Genomic DNA, 22,964 nt, shown 5'->3' with positions numbered 1-22,964 from the left:
AAAGCCCTTTTCTAAATTCTAACGGTTGTGATCGCCGTTATTTGCCTGAATCTAAGCAAAAATAGCCGGATTTCCGTGAAATAAGCTCCATGGCAACCGTTACAATTTGAAATTAACGTTTTTGGTACAAATAGCGCTTGTGGCAACCGTTAGAATACTTGTGGCTAGAAAACGTATCTTGTCAGATCAGCTTTGATACAATGCTAGAGCGTTTTAGGAGTGTTCGTTTACCTTCTAATACGAGCAAGCAAAAAGCGACCGATTAAGGTCGCTTTCCAGACATCCGAACTGTTACTCTATTGGCAGGCTTTCAACGGCTGTAAAAAATACATCTAGAAGTTCCGTATCAAAATTTGTTGAATGGCCAGTTGATTTTGTATAGTTTGCATAAGGGAGGTTTCGCCATGCAAATATCAAGACAGGAAATACTCAAACGGCTGAATGCGCAAATCAAAGTCAATCGACATATTATAGGTGTCGCTGCCGGCAGCGGCATGACGACCAAATACAGCGTTTTGGGCGGGGCGGATATTATTCTGGCGCTCAGTGCCGGACGCTTTCGGCAGATGGGACGGGCGTCTTTGGGATGTTATCTTTGTTATTCCAACAGCAATGAAATCGTTATGGATTTTGCCTCGCGCGAGTTGATGCCTCTTCTGCGGGATACCCCGATTTTATTTGGACTGAACGCTACGGACCCTTGCATTTCCCTTCCGGAGTTCATTTTGCATATCAAAAAATCCGGCTTTGACGGGATCAATAATTGGCCCACCGTCGGACTCATTGACGGAAAGTTTCGCGAGGCGCTGGAGGAAGAGGGGATTTCGTATCGCCAGGAAATCGAGGCGATCCGCATAGCCCATGAGCAGGGGCTGTTTACCCTGGCCTTCGTCTTTGATGCCTGGCAGGCGGAACAAATGTTAAAGGCCGGAGCAGACATTATCTGCGCCCATTTGGGACTGACGACCGGTGGCGTTTTGGGCGCGAAGAAAGTGCAGTCCTTGGACAGAGGCCGGAGGTTTGCCCAGCAGATTTTTGATACTTGCAATCAGATTCGTCCTGAGGCGATTAAAATGGTCTACGGCGGCCCGATCAAATCTTCCATCGATGCCCGGTACTTTTACGACAACTCTGCTTGCCAAGGCTTTGTGGGCGGTTCTTCCTTCGAACGGATTCCGGCGGAAAAGGCCATTTTGAACACGACCAAATCCTTTAAAATATCCCAAAGCGCCGAAGAAGAGAACAGCCTCATGAAGGTGCTTAATGGGCAAGCCCAAGACTACGACTATGTGGAGTTTATCAAAGAACATATCATCAACCACTATGATGAGCCCATCTACCTCAGCGAGCTGGCCTTGGCGGCTCATGTGTCGCCTTCCTATTTGAGTGCCAAATTCAAACGGATCGTCGGTTGCAGCTTTACGGAATATTTAATCCGTTTCCGGATGAACAAGGCGGGGGACTTCCTAAGGGAGACCGGCATGCCCGTGGGGAAGGTAGCGGAGCTGGTTGGCTATGAAGATTATTTTCAATTCACTAAAATTTTCAAGAAATATAAAGGCACGACGCCTACCGGTTATCGAAAAGGCGGCACCTCGCAAGAAATACGGCCAATGGAGCAAAATCTAACATAAGCACAAAAACAGCTTACTTCAAACAATATCAAAATTTCCGCCAAGCCGTACAATTATATTATCATTTCTGAAAGCTGTTACAAAGCCATGGGGCGGCAGAAAAGATAATTCCAGGAGGTGTTCTTAATCAATGAAAACCGTAGCCATCGCGGGGACCTTCGACAGCAAGGGGAAGGAATTCCTTTACTTGAAAGAGCTGTTTGAGGAAATCGGCCTTAACACCTTGACCCTGCATACGGGAACCTTTGAATCCTACTTTGTTCCCGATGTCTCCAACGAAGAAATTGCTGCCGAGGTCGGCGAAAATCTTCGGGAACTGGTAGACCAAAAAGACCGGGCTCGTGCCACGGCAGCTATGGCAAAGGGTACCGAAAAGATCGTTCCCCGGCTTTATCAGGAAGGCAAATTCCAAGGCATCATTTCCTTGGGCGGCTCGGGCGGCACCTCGGTTATCACACCAGCGATGCGGGCTCTGCCCATCGGCGTACCGAAAATTGTGGTTTCTACCATGGCTTCCGGGAATACCGAACAGTATGTAGGCACGAGCGACGTGATTTTGATTCCTTCGATTGTGGATGTAGCTGGACTCAACTCCATTTCCACCAAGATTTTCAGCAATGCGGTCTTTGCCATGGCGGGTATGCTGGAGCATGAAGTTACGAAAGTAGAGAAAAAACCATTGGTTGCCGCCACTATGTTTGGGGTCACGACACCCTGCGTAGATACAGCGAAAGCCTATTTGGAGGAGCGGGGTTATGAAGTGCTGGTCTTCCATGCAACCGGTACCGGTGGCCGTACGATGGAGGATTTGGTGCGCAGCGGTTATTTCCAAGGCGTGCTGGATTTGACCACGACCGAATGGTGTGACGAGCTGTTTGGCGGCGTGCTGAATGCCGGTCCTAATCGCAGCGAAGCCGCCGGGCTTTGCGGCGTGCCGCAAGTAGTTTCCGTGGGAGCTTGCGATATGGTTAACTTTGGCCCCATTGACACCGTGCCCGAGCATTACAAACATCGCAACTTGTACAAGCATAATCCATCGGTCACCTTGATGCGCACCACCGCCCAGGAAAACAGAGCCGTTGGCGAGAAATTGGCGGAGAAGCTGAATTTAGTCACTGGTGAAAGCGTTTTAATGTTGCCGCTGAAGGGCGTTTCCATGATTGACGCCGAGGGTCAGCCCTTCCATGGGCCTGAGGAGGACCGGGCTTTGTTTGATGCTTTAAGAGCCAACCTGGATCGCAGCAAGGTGGAGCTCTACGAATTGGATGCGCATATCAACGATGACTCGTTCGCGCTTGACGCCGCCAAAAAACTCATTGCTATGATGGAGCGCAAAGCTTAATCATTCACAGGAAAAGGAGATATAAACATGAATACGATGACCAGAAGTGAAATCCTTGCCAAATTTAAAGCGGAAGTTACCGGCGGAAAAATCCTTTTGGGCGTAGGCGCCGGTACCGGCATTACCGCTAAGAGCAGCGAAGCGGGCGGCGCAGATATGCTGATTATTTACAACTCCGGCCGTTACCGGATGGCCGGCAGAGGTTCTTTGGCCGGGCTTCTCGCCTATGGCGATGCCAATGCGATCGTGGTCGAAATGGCTTCCGAGGTGCTGCCTGTTGTAAAGAATATCCCGGTGCTGGCCGGCGTTTGCGGTACTGACCCGTTCCGCGTTATGGACATTTACTTAAAGCAATTGAAGGATATGGGCTTTAACGGCGTGCAAAACTTCCCGACGGTGGGCCTCATCGACGGTGTGTTCCGGCAGAACTTGGAAGAAACCGATATGGGGTATGACTTAGAGGTGGAAATGATCCGCAAAGCGCATCAACTGGACATGCTGACTTGTCCTTATGTATTTGATCCAGATCAGGCCAAGGCGATGGCAGAAGCCGGTGCGGATATTTTGGTGGCTCATATGGGTCTTACCACGAAGGGCACGATCGGCGCGAAGACAGCGCTCACCTTGGATGATTGCGTCGTGAAAATCAAGGATATCATTGCCGCAGGGCGTGCCGTCCGGCCGGACATCATGGTCATTTGCCATGGCGGCCCAATCGCCGAGCCGGCGGATGCCGCTTATATCATGCAAAATATCCCCGACATCGACGGCTTCTTCGGAGCTTCCAGCATCGAGCGTTTTGCCGCAGAGAAGAGCATCCGGGAGCAGTCCGCCGCGTTTAAGGCTATTTCGAAATAACAAGTATAGGTTGCTCGAACGCGTTGTGCGGAAATGTTGACCAACTTGCTTGACAATCAAAAAGCGAAAACGCACGCTACTGGTGCGCTTTCGCTTTTTCTATTTTTGCTGCGGGCAGGAGTTTGTCGATACAACTGGTTATGTGCGGCGGAATCTTGCAAAAAGATTGGGCACCGACCTTGTAAAGTCCATCGTACGCCCCATAATGAGGGATGCCAGGAATGTGAAAAATGCCGTTTTGATATCCATGATCATGGCTCCAAGTATAAGCACAATAAAATCAAATGCAATATGAATCGTACCCATCTTTAGATTAGGAAAATGAAGTTGAATTAACCGGCCTAACAGTCCAACCCCTCCGCTAGTCAGCCCTTGGCTAAAAACGATTCCCGATCCAAATCCCAAGCATGCCCCGCCAATCACAATGCCTAACCATAGCGGAGGGTGGACCCAATTTCGGATGGGATCGAGCAGGTCAAGGAAGACGGACAAAGCCCCTGCCACAATCATGGTCTGAATCACAAAGGAACGCCCAATCCGTTTCCAAGCCAGGAATAACAAAGGAATATTGAGAGCAAACACGACGACCCCCGGATTCCAATTCAAAGTATAGAGCGTAAGAATCCCGATGCCCGGAAAACCTGTGCTAAATAAATGAACAGGGACGTATCCTGCGTTGACGCCTAAGCCCATAATAAAACACCCAATGAACGAAATAATGATATTGCCTGCTTTCAATGTTAAAGATCCTCCATCTAGTCTAAGCCAACTGGTTATAGGAGATCAGCCTGTGAATATGCACGGCGAGATAGGTGAGCTCCTCGTTTGGAATGGTTTTTCCGTATACCTGGTGAATATACTCCTTGATCTTGAAAGCCCCGTCCATCGCCTGCGGATACAGGCTGGCGATTTGCTCAAACAGGATGTTGTCCGTGTCCTCCAGCATTTTATCCGTATAAAACCGCTCCACAAAGAACTTCACATGGGTCACAAAGCGGGTATAATGAACGTTTTCCGTATCCATATCAATATTCATCGAATATCTCACCAGGTTGACGATGCTGCCGATCATTTTGGCCATCTTCATGCCGTCCTTGGATTCCTTCTCCCCGCTTTGGGCATTGATCAAATGAAAAGCGATGTTGGCCGCTTCCTCTTTGGGCATGTCGATGTGCAGTTTTTCTTTGATCAGTTTCAAAGCGAACAGCCCGATCTCAAATTCCTCGGCATAGTAATTTTTAATTTCCCAAAACACTTTGTTGGAAATCGCGATTTCTTTAGACAACCGTTCCACCGCAAAATGCAAATGGTCCATAAGGGTAAAATAGATCCCCGTGTTGAGCTTGGTTTGCAGCTTCTTTTCCGCGTAAGCCACAATCTGCCCAGTCAGTTCCACGTATACCGGAGGAATGGCGTCCAATACACCGAGATACTCTTTGACTTTGACATTTTCGACGGGCATGAAGATTTGATCGGCCTTATGCTCCTCGACGATATTGCCCGTTTTTTGGCCGTAACCGATGCCTTTGCCAAACAGAATGTATTCCTTGTTCTGCTCATCCTCTACCAAAACTACGCTGGAATTCAACACTTTTTTGATTTTGATCACCACGGGTCACCTTCCTTATCGAAAGATAGGGAATTAATCCAAATCCTCGCCATTGGTTTCAATCACTTTTTTGTACCAGTAAAAAGAATCCTTCCGGCTGCGCTGCAAAGTACCGTTTCCTTCGTCATCCTGATCGACATATATAAAGCCGTATCTTTTGGACATCTGGGACGTGGAAGCGCTGATGATATCAATCGGTCCCCAGCTTGTGTAGCCAAACAGGTCAACGCCGGCTTCCACCGCTTCCTTCATTTGTTTAAAGTGTTCCCTAAAATAATTGATCCGGTAGTCATCGTGGATAGAGCCGTCGCTTTCCACCCGGTCCACGGCGCCCATGCCGTTTTCCACAATGAGCAGCGGTTTTTTATAGCGGTCGTATAACTCGATTAAGGAAATTTTCAGGCCCACCGGGTCGATCTGCCATCCCCAATCCGTTACGGGCAAATAAGGATTTTTCACCCCTGTGATCGTATTGCCCGACGTTCGCTCCAGCCCCTCTTTGGCCGACTCGGTTAATGACATATAGTAACTGAAAGAAACAAAATCGACCGTGTGCTTCCGCAAAATCTCCCTATCTCCCGGTTCCATTTGCAGATGAATATTTTTCTGCTCAAGCATGGTTTCGATCAGGGGCGGATATTCTCCAAATACCTGCACATCCGCGTAAAAATAAGTGTGCAGATTCCTCATCAGCGTAATTTCTACATCTTTGGGATGGCAAGTATTCGGATAGGTCGTCAGCATCGTCAGCATGCAGCCTACCTGGCTGCCCGGAATGATGCGGTGGCAATCCGCCGTCACCAGCGCCGAGGCGACAAACTGGTGATGAAGCGCCTGATAAATGACTTCTTCCACCTTGCCCTCCGGACAACGATCCGGGACAATGCCCGCGGTTGTGAAAGGATGGCGGATGATGCTGTCGATTTCGTTAAAGGTCAGCCAATATTTCACCAGGTCCTTATAACGCGAGAAGCAGACATTGCTGAATTTCACGAAATAATCAATGACCTTCCTCTCCGCCCAACCGTTGTATTTGACGCTCAAAGCAAGCGGCATTTCATAGTGGGAAAGCGTGACGATCGGTTCGATGCCAAGCCGTTTCATTTCCGTGAACAAACCGTCGTAAAACTTCAGCCCCAATTCATTAGGCTCGTTCTCTTCACCGGTCGGAAAAATCCGGCTCCAGGCGATCGAGACGCGCAGCGCCTTGAAGCCCATTTCGGCAAACAGCGCCAAATCCTCCTTATACCGATGATAAAAATCGATTCCTCTGCGTTTGGGATATTTTTTGACGTCCGGATCTTGCATCGCCCGTTCGATCATTTCGGTGGTAACGGTCTGGTGCGCTTCGTAATCCTCAACATTTAAATGCGGTCTATACATGGCTATGTCAGCGACGGACGGACCTTTCCCATCCACGTTCCAAGCACCTTCCGCCTGATTGGCGGCAATGGCGCCGCCCCATAAAAAGTTCTCCTGAAATCCTTTGCTCATTTCTATTCTCTCCCTTGGTTTAATTTTCTAAAGCGGTTACAACCATCAAAGTATCCTGGCGGCTCACCTGCTTCAAATCCGCAACCTCTACCGCGTATTTGTCCTTATTGGTTACGATGGCGATGGTTACCGGATCGTAGCCTTCTTCAATAATCTTCTCAAGGTCGAACTTCAGTAATAAATCGCCGGCTTTCACTTCATCTCCAGCCTTTACCTGGGGTTCAAAATATTTGCCCCGCAACTGGACAGTATCGATCCCTACATGGAACAACATCTCGATGCCGTTCGCCGTACTCATGGCAATGGCATGGTTTCTGCTGTAAATGACTTCAATTTTGCCGTCCACGGGCGCGTACAATTCGCCTTTGGCGGGAATGACCGCAACCCCCTCGCCCATCGCTTTGCTGGAAAAGACCTCATCCTTCACTTCGGACAAAGGAATCATTTCCCCGATCACCGGGCTTTTGAACTCTTTCACCGTGGTAAGCTGGTTAACCGCTGGGCGCTCTTCCGCTTTGGCCTTGTTGTCCTTGCCAAGGATAAAAGCCGACACAAAGGCAACCACAAAGGAAATAACGAGCGCGATGACGGCATTGATGATATTCCGCGGCAAATCTTCCGAGATAAACATGGACAAACTGGCTAATCCGGGTCCGACCAGCACATAAGCCTGCAAGCCGACGATGCCGGTAAACGCCCCGCCGATCAGCGAACTGAACATGACGCTGCCGAGCACTTTTTTATTTTGCAAAGTGACCCCGTACAAAGCCGGTTCGGTAATGCCGAATAAGGCGGAAATTCCCGCGGAGATGGCCGTGGCTCTTAGCGCTTTATCCTTGGTCCGCACCGCAACGGCGAAGCAGGCGCCGCTTTCGGCGATATTGTGGGCCAGCGAAGCGGGCATATAGAGCAATTCCTTGCCGGTGCTTCCCATCGCGGAGAGAGCGTAAGGAATGAGCGCTTTGTGCATGCCGACGGATACCATCAGCGGCAATACGGCGGCCAAGAGCGCTACGGCAATCCAGCCCACCTTAGCGAACAAGGCTAAAATGATGGCTGAGAAACCTTCGCCGAGCGTATAACCGAGCGGGCCCAAAATGAGCAGCGAAACCGGAACGGTAATAAGCAGCGACATCATCGGGACAAAAAAGATCCGGATCACTTTCGGCGATATTCGCGTAAACCATTTCTCCATTTGAGCGTAGAGCAATACGGTCAGAATCGCCGGAAAGACCTGATAGGCATAGGCGATGCTTTTGACCTGAAGGCCGAACAACTGGGCGCCTTCCCCGAGCATGGCCGTCATGTTCGGCAGAAGCAAAGCGCCGACGGCAGCCAGGGCTACCAAAGTATTTACTTTCAGTTTGTTGGCGGTGGTAACGGCCACTAGTAATGGAAGAAAGTACAGAGCCGCGTCGCCAATTTGCACCAAGATTTTATAAGTGTGGCCGTCCGGGTCCAAAACATTCATCAACCCAAGCAGCAGCAACAGCGACTTTAACATCCCGGCCCCGGCAATCGCCGGAATCAGCGGCTGAAACACACCGACTATAAAATCCAAAATAACGCTGCCGAGCTTTCTCTTTTCTTTCGGTTTAGCCTCGGATGCCGCAGCAGCGGATTCCGAGTTCGGGTTCGGCGAGCCCAGCAATTGGTTGACCGCATCATAAACTTCAACAACTTCATTCCCAATGACAACCTGGCACTGGCCGGTCATTTTTACGGCGATCACGCCGGGAATGCTTTCGAGCCGTTTGACATCGGCTTTACTGTTGTCGATCAGAGAAAACCGCAATCTTGTCGAGCAGTGTTCAAAATGGGCGATGTTTTCCTTGCCGCCCACATGCTTCAGAACTTCTGCGGCGGTATGTTTGTAATCCATGTCCAATGCCCCTTCCTTTTGTAAATTTGTGAAAGGAGGCAGGCTTTTATGCAAATAAAAAAGGACCTAAAACGACAAATAAAAGATTTGTCATTTTAGATCCTGCCTGCTTTACCAGTCACATGTCTAATGGGTTTATTTGATTACTTGAATTATATATCATAATTTTGAAAGCGTCAACATGGACCTTCACGCGATAATTTCTTTTGCCAATTGATCAGCCGCTTCTTTAGCCCTCAAGTTAAAATCAGGTGTCTCGCTCAATGGGAGGATGTACTTGCCAACAATATTACACTGAAGTACACCACCTATGGACCTGTCAAAGATATCCTGAGCAAGGTCTGCATTTCCTTCTTCCGAACCCATGCAAGTAATTAAAAGCGCAACATTCTTGCCAGCAAGCAATGATGTCTGGTTAGGAGTGCCGAAATCATTCGTAAGGCAATAATGCCTATCCAGAAAGGTTTTAAACTGGGAGGTAAAATCAAAAAAATATATTGGTGAAGCATATACAATGGCGTCCGCAGTTATCATTCGCTCGAATATAGATTTTGCATCATCTTTTAAAATACAGCTAGGTCCATCGTTATTTGCCATGCAGGAGTAACACCCGATGCATCCCTTTATATGATGTGTACTAATCTGTATCCTTTGCACTTCATGTCCTTGACAGATGAGATTTTCTTCAAGCATGTTAAGTGTCTTCATAGTTTTGCCACTTTTTTTGGGACTCCCTGAAATGGTTAGTATATTCATAAAGATCTCCCTTCAACGATATCAGATTACTTATTCTTCAAGACATTTTTATGGGGGATGACCATAAACCTCTTGATGTTTTGTCGAATGGTTTTCTTTACTGGCGGCAGCTTTGTTAGAATCATCATTATGGAATTAACCATTCTCATCCCATACTTTTTTTGGGGAAAATCGTACAATCCATGCTTTTTGTAATATCTATGATCGCCTTGAAATACAAATCTGAGGTTCCCCCATATATCATCCCTGAGTATTTTCATACCACCAATCCCGAGAAAGGTCTGAGGCCTGATGTAATGCTTAATAGAGAATTGAACAAGGTTTTGTGCGAAGGCTTCCATCATTGCATTGATTTCTTTTGAATTTTCGTACTCATCTGTAAGAATTCCCACAAGATTCGCTCCATCATACTCTGTGATCGCATGCAGAATCTCGCTTAAATTGTTGTTCTGGCGTAAATGCCCGGAAATCAGATATCCCATTTGCTTGCCTATAAACTGGGGCTGGTGAGTTCGAAAAAAGCTGCGATCAATAAACATTTTCCATCTGGCAGATAAATATCTGTCCTTCATGGCCCCCGCAAAGACAATGATGTCAAACCCCCTTATTTTTTCGTATATCTTTTGGACGTCGTCACTTTTTTCGTACATACATTGATTATCAAATCCGCACTTAATGCATCCTGCACAGCCACCCTTTATGTCTATTGTAGATATGTCAATTAGTTCTGCTTGAGTAAGCTTTCTGAAACGCTCAACCATTCTACCGATATTTTTCGTCTGATCAACGGAATCGGTTACTATAACAATTTTTTGTCCTTCCTTTTCTACTGTAGAGTTCACTTCCGAAGGTATATATTCTCCTATGTTGTACTCAATTGGCATGTACGTTCTCAATGTCTTTATTTTTTTATCTATACTTTCAAAATAGTTTTCCGCAAAAAGGATCAAGCTATTTCGCACCGCTTCTTTTGTCAAATCATTCATATGAGCAGAGAAGAAATCAATATACCTCATTCCCAAATCATCACATATCGAATGAATATAACTTATTGCAGTGTTATCATGAAAATGCAGGGATGTAACAATAGATGCAGCATACTTACCCCTGAACGTCTCCTGCACGCCCCTCTCCCAGATTAATTCGATAAAGCGTTTGTAATTCGAATGCACCAGGCAAAAATATAGAGGGAATGCCCATATTACTCCATCAGCACTTTTCACACTCTCAATAACCTCATCAAAAAATGTTAATTTATTTTCAAGCTTTTTTATAGAATGTGCTATATTCAAGTAAGTAAATTCATGTTGCGGAAATTTCTTCTCAATATATTTTACGTAATGTACAGTTACACTATCATCGCCCTTGGGACTTCCATTCAATACCACAATCTTCACATCGCACACCTCTTTGTTTATCTATTCTCCAAGTCGCTCAACAGATTATTGCTCCAGTCAATTACGTATTTATAATAGTTAATTCCGAAAACCAACGTAGAAAACTGATAAGTATCATACACCTCCTTTACTTGGTTTTCATGTTTTTTTAGACTAAGGTAGACTTTCTCAACCTCTTCGATAAAGGCTCTCAGCTTCTCTATGGCCTTATCCTTGGGCAGAAATCCCAAAAAGAAAACCTTGATGAGATGGTCGGGTTTTGTCCTTGTAAACTCTACCGGCTGTTCCAGCCAATTCATAAATTCAGATTTTCCATTCTCACTTATGGAATACAACTTTTTTAACTTCCCTCCATCAACAACCTCGCGTGAACTTATGGCGCCCTTAACCTCCATTCTTTTTAGCGCAGTATAAATAGTTCCAAAGCTTGCATCAAAAAAGTTTGATGTACTCTTTACCATACGCTGCTTTAGGTCATAACCACTCATTTCACCGTACATTAAAAAGCCTAAGATAATGTTCTCTAACATTTGATCCTCCACATATGTTGTTTAGATATATGTTGTTTAGGTATATAATATTCCGACATATTAACTTTGTCAATATCTTACTTTGGCAGCTGCAAGGATTGAAGAATTTTTAATTAAATTTTTATATATTTAGCGAAAAAGGAAAGTATAATTAATAACCATGCAGGAAGTCAAAACATAGGAGGAAATCATGGCCCGACTAGTTCATTTCGAAATTCATGTAGATGACATGGAACGTGCTAGGAAATTTTATGGTGAGGTATTTGGCTGGACATTTGAGGATTGGAGCGGTTATGCTGGAATGCCTTATTTCGGAGCTGTGACAGGCGATGCAAATGAACCCGGAATCAACGGGGCTTTGATGCAACGTCAAGGTGCTTCTCCCCAACCCGGTCAGGCTATGAATGGTTATGCATGTACTATGGGAGTAGAGGACTATGATGCTACTGAAGCAAAAGTTCTTAATCTTGGAGGCAAGGTCGCATTGCCAAAGTATGCACTACCAGGAATGGCGTGGCAGGGGTATTATATTGACACTGAGGGGAATATTTTTGGTGTTCATCAGCCGGATAAGAATGCAAAATAGAGCGTTGATAAGCGGGCCCCTCGATCATGAATCTTATGCGGTCGGCTACAATCAATTCATATTTAAACAAAACTAAAAAACCAGTAGCCGGTTTAATTCCGGCAACTGGTCACATAAAACATCAGATCATCTATTTCAATTCCATGTAGTAAAGATTTACAGGATTATCTTTTGTAATGGTATGTGCGCCAGGAGCAAGTGATACGCTGACAATACCATCAGTGATCGGATAACTGTTTCCATCGATCTTGATCTTCTTTCCGTCTGCTGAATTAAACACTAACGTTAATGTTGAATCTTCCGTAGTAGTGAAACCAATACGGGTTGAGGTCTCGATTTTTAAACAATGAGTTAGAGTCAGACCATTATACTCCACAGTTCCCTTGCTTGCCGAAAGATTCCCTTCAATATCAAAGAAGTTACTGTCGGTTCCAGCTACGGTAAAGTTATGAACTTGTTCTCCAGTTGTTGGTTCCGGAACGGGTGTCGGTGTTGGCTCGGGTGTAGGTTCTGGCGTTGGTGTGGGTTCTGGTGTCGGCTCTGGTGTCGGCTCTGGTGTCGGCTCTGGCGTAGGTTCCGGTGTTGGTGTTGGTTCCGGTGTTGGTGTTGGTTCCGGTGTTGGTGTTGGTTCTGGCGTGGGCTCTGGTGTCGGTTCCGGTGAAGTTGAATTTCCCCCTACAGATACAAGTTGAGTTGTGTAGCTTCTTATTTTGGCCATTAGAGCTGAATTGAGCGCATGCGACGTGTCATCCACGGAATTATCAAATTTCCATGTAAAGTCACCGTTATTCAAGCGCCCCGCTTTGGCAGTAACCATTTGTTCAACATCGCTTGCGTCATCGATGTCTGCAACATTTACTCCCGTATCGACGCTTGTATCAAAGTTGTTATAAGCTGTTCCACCTTTTAATGCTTTGTAGGAGCCTGGTACGGTTTCATTTCTCGACGAAGCTAAGTACGCATCAAATGATTTTTCATTTGCCGCAGCTGTCCCGTTATTGGAGTTGGCATAAATCAGACTGGCCGCATCAACTATACTATTGTTGTAGGCCTTGATCACACCGCCGGTTTCGCCTGAAAATATACCTTCCCCTAAAGCATCCGTACCTTGCAAGGAACTCAACATGGGATATTTAGCATGTCTAAAATAATTGGATTCAACAAAGGCCGAAGCTCCCGTTGTAACCCCGACACCATATTTTGAGACTCCATCATAGAAGTTATTATAGATATGAACGGATGCCACTCTGATCCGCGGATGACGAGAGTCTGAATGATCAAACCAGTTATGATGGAAGGTGACAAAAAATTCCGCCGATTCACTCAAGCCGACCAGAGCGGCTTTTCCTGAATCCCAGTAGTGATTATACGAGATCGTAATATTTGTCGATCCCTTTTTAAGGTCTGTGGAACCATCGCCTTTTGCTTGGTCAGCATCTCCACCTGCAGTTCCATAGAATAAATCATTGTTATGCACCCAAACATTGGCATTGCCTGTATCCAACGAAATCCCGTCGTCAGGGAACAACATCAGCCCCAGGTTTCTTACTTCCACATTTCCGGTATATCTAAGCAGTATGCCCCATCCGTAAGCATAAGCGTCGTCTCCGATCCCCTCAACCGTCATATTCATTTCCGCATAATTTTTTTTGCCTTTTACTTGAAGATAGCCGCTGCTATTTAGTTGTCCTTTCATGTCATCATCCGTAACTTTTCCAATAAATCGGATGGCAAGCGGGGTCGTATCATAGCCTTTTTGTCTTAGAGCCAAAATCTCACCAAGACCAACACCGGTTTGAACACGGCCTGAGCTATTGATTTTCACATCAAGGGTCACGGTTTGTGCGGTCTCGGATGTTACGTAAAGAACTTGGGCACCACTCTTTAGTGTTCCATCATCATTATACGCACCTGAGCCTGTGCCATATTGCGAATCTGTTGAGAAAGCAAACCCCGATCTATCATGTGACGCTACGGATAGCTCATTGGAAACAGCACTAACTTTTGAACCGTCCGTTAGCTTGGCTTCAACTTTCATTACATAATCTCCGGCTGCAAGACCAACAGCATCAGCTCTCCAATAGGAAGGGTATTTACGGATCAATTCATTGTCAATTTGTTGATAGGAAGAATCCGCTGCACTTTCAGGTTTAACATATACATTATATCCTTCCGCATTGCTAACAGGAGACCATTCTACATACGCCGTTTCATTCCAGCCTCCACCGCCGATGATCGAAAGACCGGCAGCATAAGTTTTAGTATTTTGCAGTCCTCCCGATATTAAAGATATGGCAAGAGAAAAAAATAAAACCATACTCAATACTTTTGTAGCCCGATTCTTCATTTATAATCCTCCCAAATTTGATTTGTTACCGTCAAGTTTCTTAATAATTCGCCTCCCCCGTGTAATCAATTCATTCAAACTAATTCGTCAGCTTTCGTCAATATCCGCCTCCTTTCAACATCCTAAATTGTAGCATGTGTTCCAAAATATTTCCTGGGTTTAATTGGAAAAGAAACTATAAAAAGCTGCCATCACAGAGGAGACTCTGCGACAGCTGCTTTCTCAATTTTGGTACACTAGGCGCTATTGATCGTTGTGGGTTAACTATTACTGCTTCGTTTCAATAAATTGTATTAATCTTGACAACGCACTAGAGTATATTGAGCCATGTCTATACACAAACCATACCTCCAAATTTCGGTACTCTTCAGGTAAACTGTGGAAAGCGATTTTGCCTGCCTCTTCCGCTTTAGCAATCGACGATCGTGGCAACATAGACACGCCGAGCCCCGCGGAAACCCCATCTAGAATAACTGCTAATGTTCCAAACTCCATAATCTGATAGGTGGTCAGACCAGTCTCTCTCAGAAAGCTCTCTGCTTTTGCCCGATGCGTACAACCAACATCGAAAAACAACATCGGCTTCGAAAGCAACTCGTGCAAGTCGCTTTTTCCCGGCTCCGAGATCAGCACCAACTCCTCTTCGAAGGCCGCTGCATGTTCTATATCCGGATCGTCAACCGGACCATAGACAAACGCTCCATCAAGCTCGTAATTCAACACTTTTTGCACGAGAGCATGTGTAACACCCGTAGTGAGCGATAAATTCACATCCGGGTATTGTAATCGATATTCGGCTAATAGAGGGATCAGATGAATGGCTGCAGCCGTTTCAATAGAACCTATCCGAAGAGGCCCTGCAGGATGGTCGGAGTATTGTGTAGTTTTCACAGCTTCGTCCAGCAGAGTCAGTATTTTATCCGCATATCCCAGTAAATTCTCGCCAGCCGGAGTTAGCGTCATCCCTCGATTGGATCGCCGAAAAAGAGGGATTCTCAGTTGAGCCTCAAGGTACTGAATACGAGTCGTCACACTAGACTGTACGTAGTTCAACATTTGCGCAGCCTTGGTTATGCTCCCCTCTCGAGCTACAGCTTGAAATATTCTTAAGTCTCCGCTTTCCATTTCTATGTCACCTGCTTGGTATGATCAGTTATGATACTCACATTCGGTTTTGTTCATTTTACTGTATGATTCCCACTCTGTACAATTCAAAATATATAGATTTATCAAAATACGAATTACTGGAGGATTAAGGATGAAAGCAATCGTACATGCTGGGATGAACGGCTTAAAGGGTTTGACATATGATGATGTTATTGACAAACAGCCAGGCTGCGGTGAAGTAAAAGTAAAGCTGAAAACTGCAGGGTTGAATCATCGAGACTTATTTCTCATGGCGGATCGAACAAATGAGGATGCTCCCTTGATTATGGGTTCTGACGGCGCGGGAAGAATTGAAGCGGTAGGTGAAGGCGTAACGAACCTTACAGTAGGTTCCGATGTAATCATTAATCCGTGTATCGGATGGGAATTCACCCACAATGTCCCGACCGTTCCAGCTATAGTAGGCGGTCCTTCGAATGGTACACTCGCCGAGTCTATCATCATCCATGAACAAAATGCCGTCCGCAAACCCGCTTACTTGTCTTGGGAAGAAGCTGGGGTGTTGCCCTTGTCTGCCTTGACGGCCTATCGGGCTTTGTTCACGAGAGGCCGCTTACAGCGAGGCGAACATATCCTTATTCCAGGGATTGGTGGCGGTGTGGCAACCTATGCCATGCTTATGGCTTCAGCGGCGGGTGCACGCGTCAGTGTCACATCACGCAGTCAAACAAAAAGGCAAGCCGCTCTTGCACTTGGGGCAGATCATGCCTTTGACAGTCATAGTGATTGGAAGGAAAGTATGAAAGGCGAAAAAGTGGATCTCATCCTGGACAGCATCGGGCCGGCTACGTTCCAACAGTACTTTGATATCATTAAGCCGAATGGCCGGATCGTCACGTTTGGCGCAAGCTCAGGTGACCGAGTGGAATTAGCGGTACGGTCCATATTTTACCCCCAAATCAGTATCATCGGCACCTCAATGGGCAGCAGCGAAGAGTTTATGGCTATGCTTCAATTTATGGAACTTCACTCGATACGCCCTATCATTGATAGTGTGTATCCTTTACAAGACACCTTTCGCGCCTTTCAGCGAATGCAACAGGGGGATCAATTCGGTAATATTGGAATAAGAATAGATTGAGTCACACGCGTCCTGTATCGTCACATTCGTCGAGGTCATCTGGCTTGTTTTCTGTTCTCCCACAGCAAAAATCCACAACCCCATGCGGTTGTGGATTTACATGGTAGAGGCGAAACGTGGCTATTCAAAACCACAATTCGCCGCCGCGTGATGCTTAGGTTGTTTGACGAGGTAGCTTGATGTTCTTATGGGAGGTCAGCAATTTGGAGAATTCGGGAAGGGGCCGTTTTTCTGCACGTTTTTGACGTGCCTGCTCATTTCTTGCATCTAACTTCGCTCTTTCTTCAGCTGACCTTACTTTGTATTTTTTGAGTTTACACTTTTGAACTATAACAGGACTCATGTTACAAGGAAATCTACCAATTCTGGTAGTATGTATATAGTCAATACTTTCATTAGGAAGAACACACTTTTTGAGTTTCTCTAAAGAATCAACCATAACGTATTCTTCTCCACAATCAAAACAGTAAATACCAACTTCATCTTTCTTTAAATCACCGTTACAAAGAACACAAGTGAAGGTCATATATTCCCCCCTTATAATGACAATATTCCTACTAGTACCCCTACTCAATCGTTATCATCTGCTTTTTGCAAAATATTATATCATACAAAAAGCATAACCATAAGAAACGGTCATGCTTAGAACCAAGAAGAACCCCTGTCCGAAGGCAACGCCACACAGGCTTCTAACGACAAACATTATTTGTTCCAATATTGCTGGGCAATTCTTTGTCCTTGATTAATTTTTGCCCACTGCTCAGCCTCGGTTAATTCATTACCACCATCACAAGAGGCAAATCCACATTGATGGGATAGCAACAATCTATCCTTGTCTATAATGCTCGATGCTTCATCAAGCAATCTAAATACACGCTCTTCATCGTCAAGCGTATTCGTTTTAGATGACAACAAGCCAAGTACAATTTCCGTTTCCGGCTTATCCTTGAAGACTGCAAGCGCCTCAAGTGAACCTGCACGTTCATCATCCCATTCAAGGAAGAAACGGTCATATTTAAGCTGCTTCAAGAACAGATTAGCAATTTTCACATAGGAGCCGCCCCCCATATTACGGGAATCATAGTTGCCACGGCAGTTGTGCGTCCACATTTTCAACCCTAAACTATGGCCAAAATCAATCAATGTATTGTTAATGTCGATAAATTCTGTAGCAAGAGCTTGTACTTCCTCTTGGTTGATATTTTCACCGGTATACGGAGAATTCGGGTTGTCATCCGCAAACAGTTCCCATAAGCAATCGTCAAATTGCAGAATTTTCCCGCCAGCAGCAGCAAATTCCTCAACAAATTCCTTATATGCCTTGACGAGGCCATTTTTAAGCTCATGTCTATTTTTATAAACCGCATCTTTGCCGCCAATGTTATCCGACCAGGACAACTCACCAAAAATATGTGATGGAGAAGGTACGCACAGCTTCGTTTCACGGTCGCCAGCAAGAGCTTGGAATTTTTTGAATATTCCAATGAAGTGATGGTTCTTTCCGCTCAATTCACCTGTAATGCGCAAACCAATATCTTTTCGTGTCTCATATTTCGAACTTCCATCAACGTCACGGAAAAAATATCCATGATCCGCAATATAGCGGTTAATTCCTTGAAATCCCCAAACAAAATCCAGATGCCACATGGATTTAGAATATTCACCATCAGTAATAATTGACAAATCATGCTCGATTTCTTTTTCAATGACAGCCTGAATTGCCTCCGTTTCACACTGTTCATATCCCTCAAAATCTTGATAAAATGGATAGCTGATATCATCACGATGTTCTATTTGTGTTTTGTATTTTAATAGTTCAGACGGTCGCAACAAGCTACCTACGATTTGGAATTTACTGCTCATCCAAAAAACCTCCTCGATCTGTCTCATGTTAAATCGTAATGCTTTGATTGTAGCATGGAAGAGGATTTTGTACGTAACACTCAAAAGTCATAACTAGCTATAGCTAAAAGCTATAACGGGTAATCACACCCCTATAGGCTTCTGCATACGATGGAGAAAATGAATGAATCTAAAAGGAGGTCACGACCATGAACTTGCAACAGCAGGGGCAAAAAGAACAAACACTGTATCGAATGGATCCAATTACTATGCATAACTTAAAATCCATTCAAGATCATATAGCAAATATATGTAACAACCATGTTAATACACTTGTTCGAGTGGAGACCGTAGATGGCGATGTGTTTGAAGGGTTGCTTATCCAATGCGAAAGGGGGATTCTTTACTTAAGACTACCCAGCCATGAGACTAGTCGAGGTTTTGTTCCTGGTTTCTACAATGATTCCGTTTTACCCCTGGTGCTGTTCAACTTACTCGCCATTTCATTATTATAGGCCTGATCAAGCCTAACCTTCTAATTAAGGAGTGAAATCTTATGGCTTTTACGCCGCCTTTTGGACCCCAAGGAACACAACGGCCACCATCCTCCCCTCCTCCAGCATTCACACCACCGCAGCCCGCTGCTACAGCATTCGCCATCGACCCCGGAGCTATTTCCGGTTGTTTATTTCGCAACACATTTGTGTGGCTGAGAAATGGGAGCGCATTCTGGTTCTTCCCAACCTTTGTAGGGCGTACATCCGTTGCAGGTTTTAGATGGACCGGTCGAAGATGGGTGTTTTCTGGAGTAGATCTAAGAAGCATTGTGTCATTTACATGTTTTTAGAGTAGAAAATAGCGACCTGTTAAGGTCGCTTTTCTAATACTGCATATGGAGGCGAACCACGGCTTGGCAAATCCATAATTCGCCACAGGGAACTATTTTACTTGGATGTTTCCTCCAATTCGCATCTCCATAGGTTCGATTAGTATCCGCCTACGCACCGCAGCATTTCTTGTACTTCTTCCCGCTTCCGCAAGGACAGGGGTCGTTGCGTCCTACTTTATTCGGATTAGTATAAGGTGTGTTCAGACCACCTTGGAGTCCGGGGATGGTGAACATTTGTTCCAGTTCCTTCTTACGCCTGGCCAGCCGCGCTTCTTCCATATCAAGCTCCTTCTTCCATTGCGGTAATGAAGGATGCGGCGTGTTTGAGATTACGCAGTAAGCATAAATCGACTCCGTAAGGCTCATTAGTCCCCGGTCGTAACCTCCTTCCACCATCGCCTGGACTAACGGAAGGCCCTTGCTTGATCCTAGCTCGCATAGACCATCCGCCAACCTGGTCGCATAGGTAAGATTCTGTTCTTCCGGCAGCAGCGTTAGCAATGCCTCTTCCGAGGCGGGCAGCTTGATTTTACCGAACACATCGGAAGCATACAACCGGAAATATTCCCCGTTAGCAGCAAAATACCGGTCGGCCAGCGTCGTCACAACCGAGGTTGTCCCGATATGAACAAGCGCCTCTACAGCCTTCTCTGGAAGCCAATCATCCTCCGCTCCCAATAAACCGCACAGCAAAGGAATGGCCGCTTCCAGCTTCATTGCACCCGCCAGCTGAACAAAATAGGCGGTTTCATAACTTAAGTCATCCGGATTATAAGCATCCAGCTTCTGCAGTACAGCATCGGGATCGATACACGTCCGACGAGACAACTCATTCACGATTTCGTCACCATACGTTGTATCAAACTCATTTACAAATTTATCGGTGGTTTGCTCAATAAACAATTGGAAGGCGCTTACTAGTTCCTGATCGTCCATAATCGAAAGATTGCGCTTTTGCTGCACCCGTTTTTTCCAAAGCGGATCTTTATCGATGAACTCCACAAAGGGGTCCAACAACTGGGGATCGCTATGATACAACATATTCTTCAAGTGGAATTTCGTATTATCATCGTATGCCGTTGACTGACACAATGCCAGCAACTCGCGGATCGTCTCTTCGGTTTGCGGGAACTTATATCCACGGAACAAATGAATTTGGGCCTGCTTAGATTGCTTCAGTTTTTCTAACAAAAGCGGCATTAAAGCAGTATCATTTTCATATAAAAAGCTGTCTTCAAAATATTTAAGAGCGGTATTGCTTACAATATGCTCCGGATGCAAGATATAACTCTTTACTTGTTCAGGATGGAACATAAACACTTCCCTTTCTTATCATAAATCGTCATTTTGCTGCAGGTTCCCTAGAGCCGCCGGCAACTGCGGCGGCATTTTATGCCTGTTCGCCACATAATGGGTGGTGTAGTGTCGCTCAAAAGCGCAACTCTTGCCTATTCATAAGGACGTCTCCTCAAATGGAAGTCAACAGCGCCATCCCACACTTCCAGATAGAAATCGATCTGTTGTCTACATATGATTATAGCACATCTAAGGTAACGGTCACTTACCGCAAGCAAGTTTGATATCCAAGTTCACATCCATCCATATTGAGCGGATACAGCGGCGCGGCTGCAGCATGTAATAGAAAAATGAGTCCTGTCATCGTGACAGAACTCGTTGAGTCTTATTACTAGCTTCTAAAGCTCTCTTTAAGCGAGCCACACCTTCTCTTGCGTGGGCTGATCTCCATGATACGCATCATAATGCAACTGATCGGGCGCATGGAATTGTGCTTCAACTGGCATTGGCGACGGCTGATAGGACTCGTCCACATACATGATTCTACGCTGAATTTGCATGAGCCCATTCACGACGCGAAGCGCAATCCAAAAAAGTACAAGACCAACGCCTACGTATAGCAGATATTGCTGATTATAGGTCCAATCGATATGAAAATAACGAAACAAGTTATTCTCTAGAATATCCAGTTGCATCTCATTCATCAAAATGATATGCACGACGGGAAGAGCAATAAGTCCGAGTCCTAGTGCAATTACCGTCACCATCACAACGAAGAAGACAATACCTGTTATAAATCTTAGTAATACGAGCATCAGATTTCTAATGAATAGTCCACCGTCAAACCCCTTCACCATTCGCTTCAACCAATTCTGCCCAACTTCAGACTGTAGATGGTTTGGAACCGAAACAGGAGGGACCGGTAAACCTAAAATATGCCGAATTAGGCTTTGTTCAAAATTTACAATCCCATTCAACAGCTTAGCTATTCCAAAAAACAGCGGTATCCCGATAAATATCGGAGTCAAACCGATGGATAGGGCAAGCCCCGTGATCGCTAGTGTCAAATAGATTATCCCTAACGGGAGGGACAGCAATAAATAGAGAATCGTCGCATAGGTTTTAGGATTAAAAAGCACCCAATTCACCTTACCCGCCCGCGCCATTGTCGTCGCTTCTACTGCCTTCAATTCAAACACTCCTTTGGCTTCATAAGTCACGCTCTGAGTTATAACCCCATTATAACTACCTTATTTGCCCGGCATAACCGTCTTAGGGGGTGTCTGAACCTGGACTTTAGGCTAGGGTTGGGGGTAGATTCACTAACGAACGAAAGAGGGATGCAGGTTTCCTTAAAACGATGGAACTCCAAAAAACCGCAAGCCCCGGGGAGAAATCCCTTACGCTTGCGGTTTCTTTCATAATAGTGGCAACTTCGGCTATCTTAAATTAATAGTGGCCTTGTCTTTATCTTTTGCCAGGTTTAGAATCAATCCATCTTCTGATTTAGCTACTTCGTCAGGAACTTCCATTACAACAAATCCGCTCTTTGAAGATAGTGGCTTAATACTTTCATTGCTAAGGTCCTTATCTATCATCGTGATCGTATATGTATACTCATATTTGTCCTTAAATATTGCCTTCATTTCGACTCCGCCAATCATTGACGTAAAGTTGTCTGCTTCCGTTCCTTCATTGGAAACCGTATAATTTAAAATTAAAAACTTATTGCCCTCGTCAGCACTAGAAGAAAAGTACTCATCACTGACTTTTTGATTGAATTCAAAGGAGTCCAGCACAACTTCCCAATTGCCCAAATTGAACTTGTCCCCTACTTTGTAAACAACCTCTTTCGGCTCTTCAGGCTCCTTAGCCGGTTCTGATGTATCAGCGTCACCTTTTTGCTCATTATTTACGTTCTCTGCAGTGCCTTGATCCTTTGCAGAAGTATTAGCATTCTGCGTTCCCGTTGATGTAGGCGCAGCACCTCCACATGCAGTAACCAGTAATAACATTGCCAAAAGTAAAATTCCCAAACTAGTTTTTCTCAAAACTCTACTCCCCCTTTTCTACATATTACCACATATTACGAGTTTTTTGGTTCTTAGGTTTCATTTTTTTCAATACTCTGCACTAGCCATGCGTAAAATCTAACATGAAACGTTAGGAATTAAAGGGAACGAAAAAGTTCAAGCACTTTCCAGGATTTGGTCTTCCCAAGTAAAAAAAATTCTCCTAATGTGGAAGTGTGGCA

Annotated in this window: 20 protein-coding genes; 6 read left to right on the top strand and 14 right to left on the bottom strand. The window is 45.3% G+C overall.

The window, feature by feature from the left end:
- Window positions 1-404: 404 nt before the first annotated feature.
- The 3 genes from ACLD72_RS26000 to ACLD72_RS25990 all read left to right on the top strand — a co-directional run bounded on the left by ACLD72_RS26000 (window position 405) and on the right by ACLD72_RS25990 (window position 3,834).
- Window positions 405-1,634 carry a phosphoenolpyruvate hydrolase family protein gene (locus ACLD72_RS26000; RefSeq protein ID WP_411001506.1) on the top strand — a complete coding sequence of 410 codons (1,230 nt, stop codon included), beginning with the start codon at window positions 405-407 and terminating at the stop codon, window positions 1,632-1,634.
- A 130-nt stretch (window positions 1,635-1,764) separates the two neighbouring features.
- Window positions 1,765-2,976 (top strand): Tm-1-like ATP-binding domain-containing protein, encoded by a 1,212-nt coding sequence (locus ACLD72_RS25995; protein ID WP_411001507.1) that lies wholly within the window; start codon window positions 1,765-1,767, stop codon window positions 2,974-2,976.
- 27 nt (window positions 2,977-3,003) lie between these two features.
- Entirely contained in the window at window positions 3,004-3,834 is an 831-nt protein-coding gene (locus ACLD72_RS25990; RefSeq protein ID WP_411001508.1) for a phosphoenolpyruvate hydrolase family protein, read from the top strand.
- 138 nt (window positions 3,835-3,972) lie between these two features.
- Here the strand turns inward: ACLD72_RS25990 and ACLD72_RS25985 are convergent, their stop codons facing one another.
- From ACLD72_RS25985 to ACLD72_RS25955, 7 genes are all read right to left on the bottom strand, one after another.
- On the bottom strand, window positions 3,973-4,572 hold the full coding sequence (locus tag ACLD72_RS25985; RefSeq protein WP_411001509.1) for a YitT family protein: 600 nt from the start codon (window positions 4,570-4,572) through the stop codon (window positions 3,973-3,975).
- A 22-nt stretch (window positions 4,573-4,594) separates the two neighbouring features.
- Window positions 4,595-5,443 (bottom strand): PRD domain-containing protein, encoded by an 849-nt coding sequence (locus ACLD72_RS25980; RefSeq protein ID WP_411001531.1) that lies wholly within the window; start codon window positions 5,441-5,443, stop codon window positions 4,595-4,597.
- Between the two features lie 33 nt (window positions 5,444-5,476).
- The gene (locus ACLD72_RS25975; RefSeq protein WP_411001510.1) at window positions 5,477-6,937 is read right to left on the bottom strand and encodes a glycoside hydrolase family 1 protein; all 1,461 of its coding nucleotides are present in this window, start codon (window positions 6,935-6,937) and stop codon (window positions 5,477-5,479) included.
- Window positions 6,938-6,956: 19 nt separating this feature from the next.
- Window positions 6,957-8,819, bottom strand: coding sequence for a beta-glucoside-specific PTS transporter subunit IIABC (locus ACLD72_RS25970; protein ID WP_411001511.1), 1,863 nt, complete (start codon window positions 8,817-8,819; stop codon window positions 6,957-6,959).
- 189 nt (window positions 8,820-9,008) lie between these two features.
- Window positions 9,009-9,575 carry a flavodoxin family protein gene (locus ACLD72_RS25965; RefSeq protein ID WP_411001512.1) on the bottom strand — a complete coding sequence of 189 codons (567 nt, stop codon included), beginning with the start codon at window positions 9,573-9,575 and terminating at the stop codon, window positions 9,009-9,011.
- Between the two features lie 26 nt (window positions 9,576-9,601).
- On the bottom strand, window positions 9,602-10,972 hold the full coding sequence (locus ACLD72_RS25960; protein ID WP_411001513.1) for an NAD(P)H-dependent oxidoreductase: 1,371 nt from the start codon (window positions 10,970-10,972) through the stop codon (window positions 9,602-9,604).
- A 17-nt stretch (window positions 10,973-10,989) separates the two neighbouring features.
- Window positions 10,990-11,502, bottom strand: coding sequence for a PadR family transcriptional regulator (locus tag ACLD72_RS25955; protein ID WP_411001514.1), 513 nt, complete (start codon window positions 11,500-11,502; stop codon window positions 10,990-10,992).
- A gap of 190 nt (window positions 11,503-11,692) precedes the next feature.
- Here ACLD72_RS25955 and ACLD72_RS25950 point away from each other — a divergent pair, with 190 nt between their 5' ends.
- Window positions 11,693-12,088 carry a VOC family protein gene (locus ACLD72_RS25950; protein ID WP_411001515.1) on the top strand — a complete coding sequence of 132 codons (396 nt, stop codon included), beginning with the start codon at window positions 11,693-11,695 and terminating at the stop codon, window positions 12,086-12,088.
- Window positions 12,089-12,218: 130 nt separating this feature from the next.
- Here the strand turns inward: ACLD72_RS25950 and ACLD72_RS25945 are convergent, their stop codons facing one another.
- Complete coding sequence (locus ACLD72_RS25945; RefSeq protein ID WP_411001516.1) at window positions 12,219-14,435, bottom strand: pectate lyase family protein; 2,217 nt, start codon at window positions 14,433-14,435, stop codon at window positions 12,219-12,221.
- Window positions 14,436-14,702: 267 nt separating this feature from the next.
- Window positions 14,703-15,560 (bottom strand): LysR family transcriptional regulator, encoded by an 858-nt coding sequence (locus ACLD72_RS25940; protein ID WP_411001517.1) that lies wholly within the window; start codon window positions 15,558-15,560, stop codon window positions 14,703-14,705.
- 133 nt (window positions 15,561-15,693) lie between these two features.
- Between ACLD72_RS25940 and ACLD72_RS25935 the strand changes: the two genes are divergently transcribed.
- Window positions 15,694-16,683 carry a zinc-binding dehydrogenase gene (locus ACLD72_RS25935; RefSeq protein WP_411001518.1) on the top strand — a complete coding sequence of 330 codons (990 nt, stop codon included), beginning with the start codon at window positions 15,694-15,696 and terminating at the stop codon, window positions 16,681-16,683.
- A 154-nt stretch (window positions 16,684-16,837) separates the two neighbouring features.
- Here the strand turns inward: ACLD72_RS25935 and ACLD72_RS25930 are convergent, their stop codons facing one another.
- Together ACLD72_RS25930 and ACLD72_RS25925 are read right to left on the bottom strand one after the other, a co-directional pair.
- Window positions 16,838-17,209, bottom strand: a complete 372-nt coding sequence (locus tag ACLD72_RS25930) for a hypothetical protein (protein ID WP_411001519.1) — start codon at window positions 17,207-17,209, stop codon at window positions 16,838-16,840.
- A gap of 176 nt (window positions 17,210-17,385) precedes the next feature.
- The gene (locus ACLD72_RS25925) at window positions 17,386-18,546 is read right to left on the bottom strand and encodes a cobalamin-independent methionine synthase II family protein (RefSeq protein ID WP_411001520.1); all 1,161 of its coding nucleotides are present in this window, start codon (window positions 18,544-18,546) and stop codon (window positions 17,386-17,388) included.
- 188 nt (window positions 18,547-18,734) lie between these two features.
- Here ACLD72_RS25925 and ACLD72_RS25920 point away from each other — a divergent pair, with 188 nt between their 5' ends.
- Window positions 18,735-19,040 carry a hypothetical protein gene (locus ACLD72_RS25920; protein ID WP_328269539.1) on the top strand — a complete coding sequence of 102 codons (306 nt, stop codon included), beginning with the start codon at window positions 18,735-18,737 and terminating at the stop codon, window positions 19,038-19,040.
- A 482-nt stretch (window positions 19,041-19,522) separates the two neighbouring features.
- On the opposite strand, the gene ACLD72_RS25915 is transcribed toward ACLD72_RS25920, so the two are convergent.
- The 3 genes from ACLD72_RS25915 to ACLD72_RS25905 all read right to left on the bottom strand — a co-directional run bounded on the left by ACLD72_RS25915 (window position 19,523) and on the right by ACLD72_RS25905 (window position 22,761).
- The gene (locus ACLD72_RS25915) at window positions 19,523-20,728 is read right to left on the bottom strand and encodes an SEC-C metal-binding domain-containing protein (protein WP_411001521.1); all 1,206 of its coding nucleotides are present in this window, start codon (window positions 20,726-20,728) and stop codon (window positions 19,523-19,525) included.
- A 392-nt stretch (window positions 20,729-21,120) separates the two neighbouring features.
- On the bottom strand, window positions 21,121-21,900 hold the full coding sequence (locus tag ACLD72_RS25910) for a sensor domain-containing protein (protein WP_411001522.1): 780 nt from the start codon (window positions 21,898-21,900) through the stop codon (window positions 21,121-21,123).
- A 249-nt stretch (window positions 21,901-22,149) separates the two neighbouring features.
- Window positions 22,150-22,761: a DUF4352 domain-containing protein gene (locus ACLD72_RS25905; RefSeq protein WP_411001523.1), complete on the bottom strand. Its 612-nt coding sequence runs from the start codon at window positions 22,759-22,761 to the stop codon at window positions 22,150-22,152.
- Window positions 22,762-22,964 lie beyond the last annotated feature (203 nt).

The sequence above is a fragment of the Paenibacillus lacisediminis genome (genome assembly GCF_046567315.2).
The sequence above is the reverse complement of the archived record's forward strand: the minus strand, read 5'-3'. Positions and strand labels throughout refer to the sequence as shown.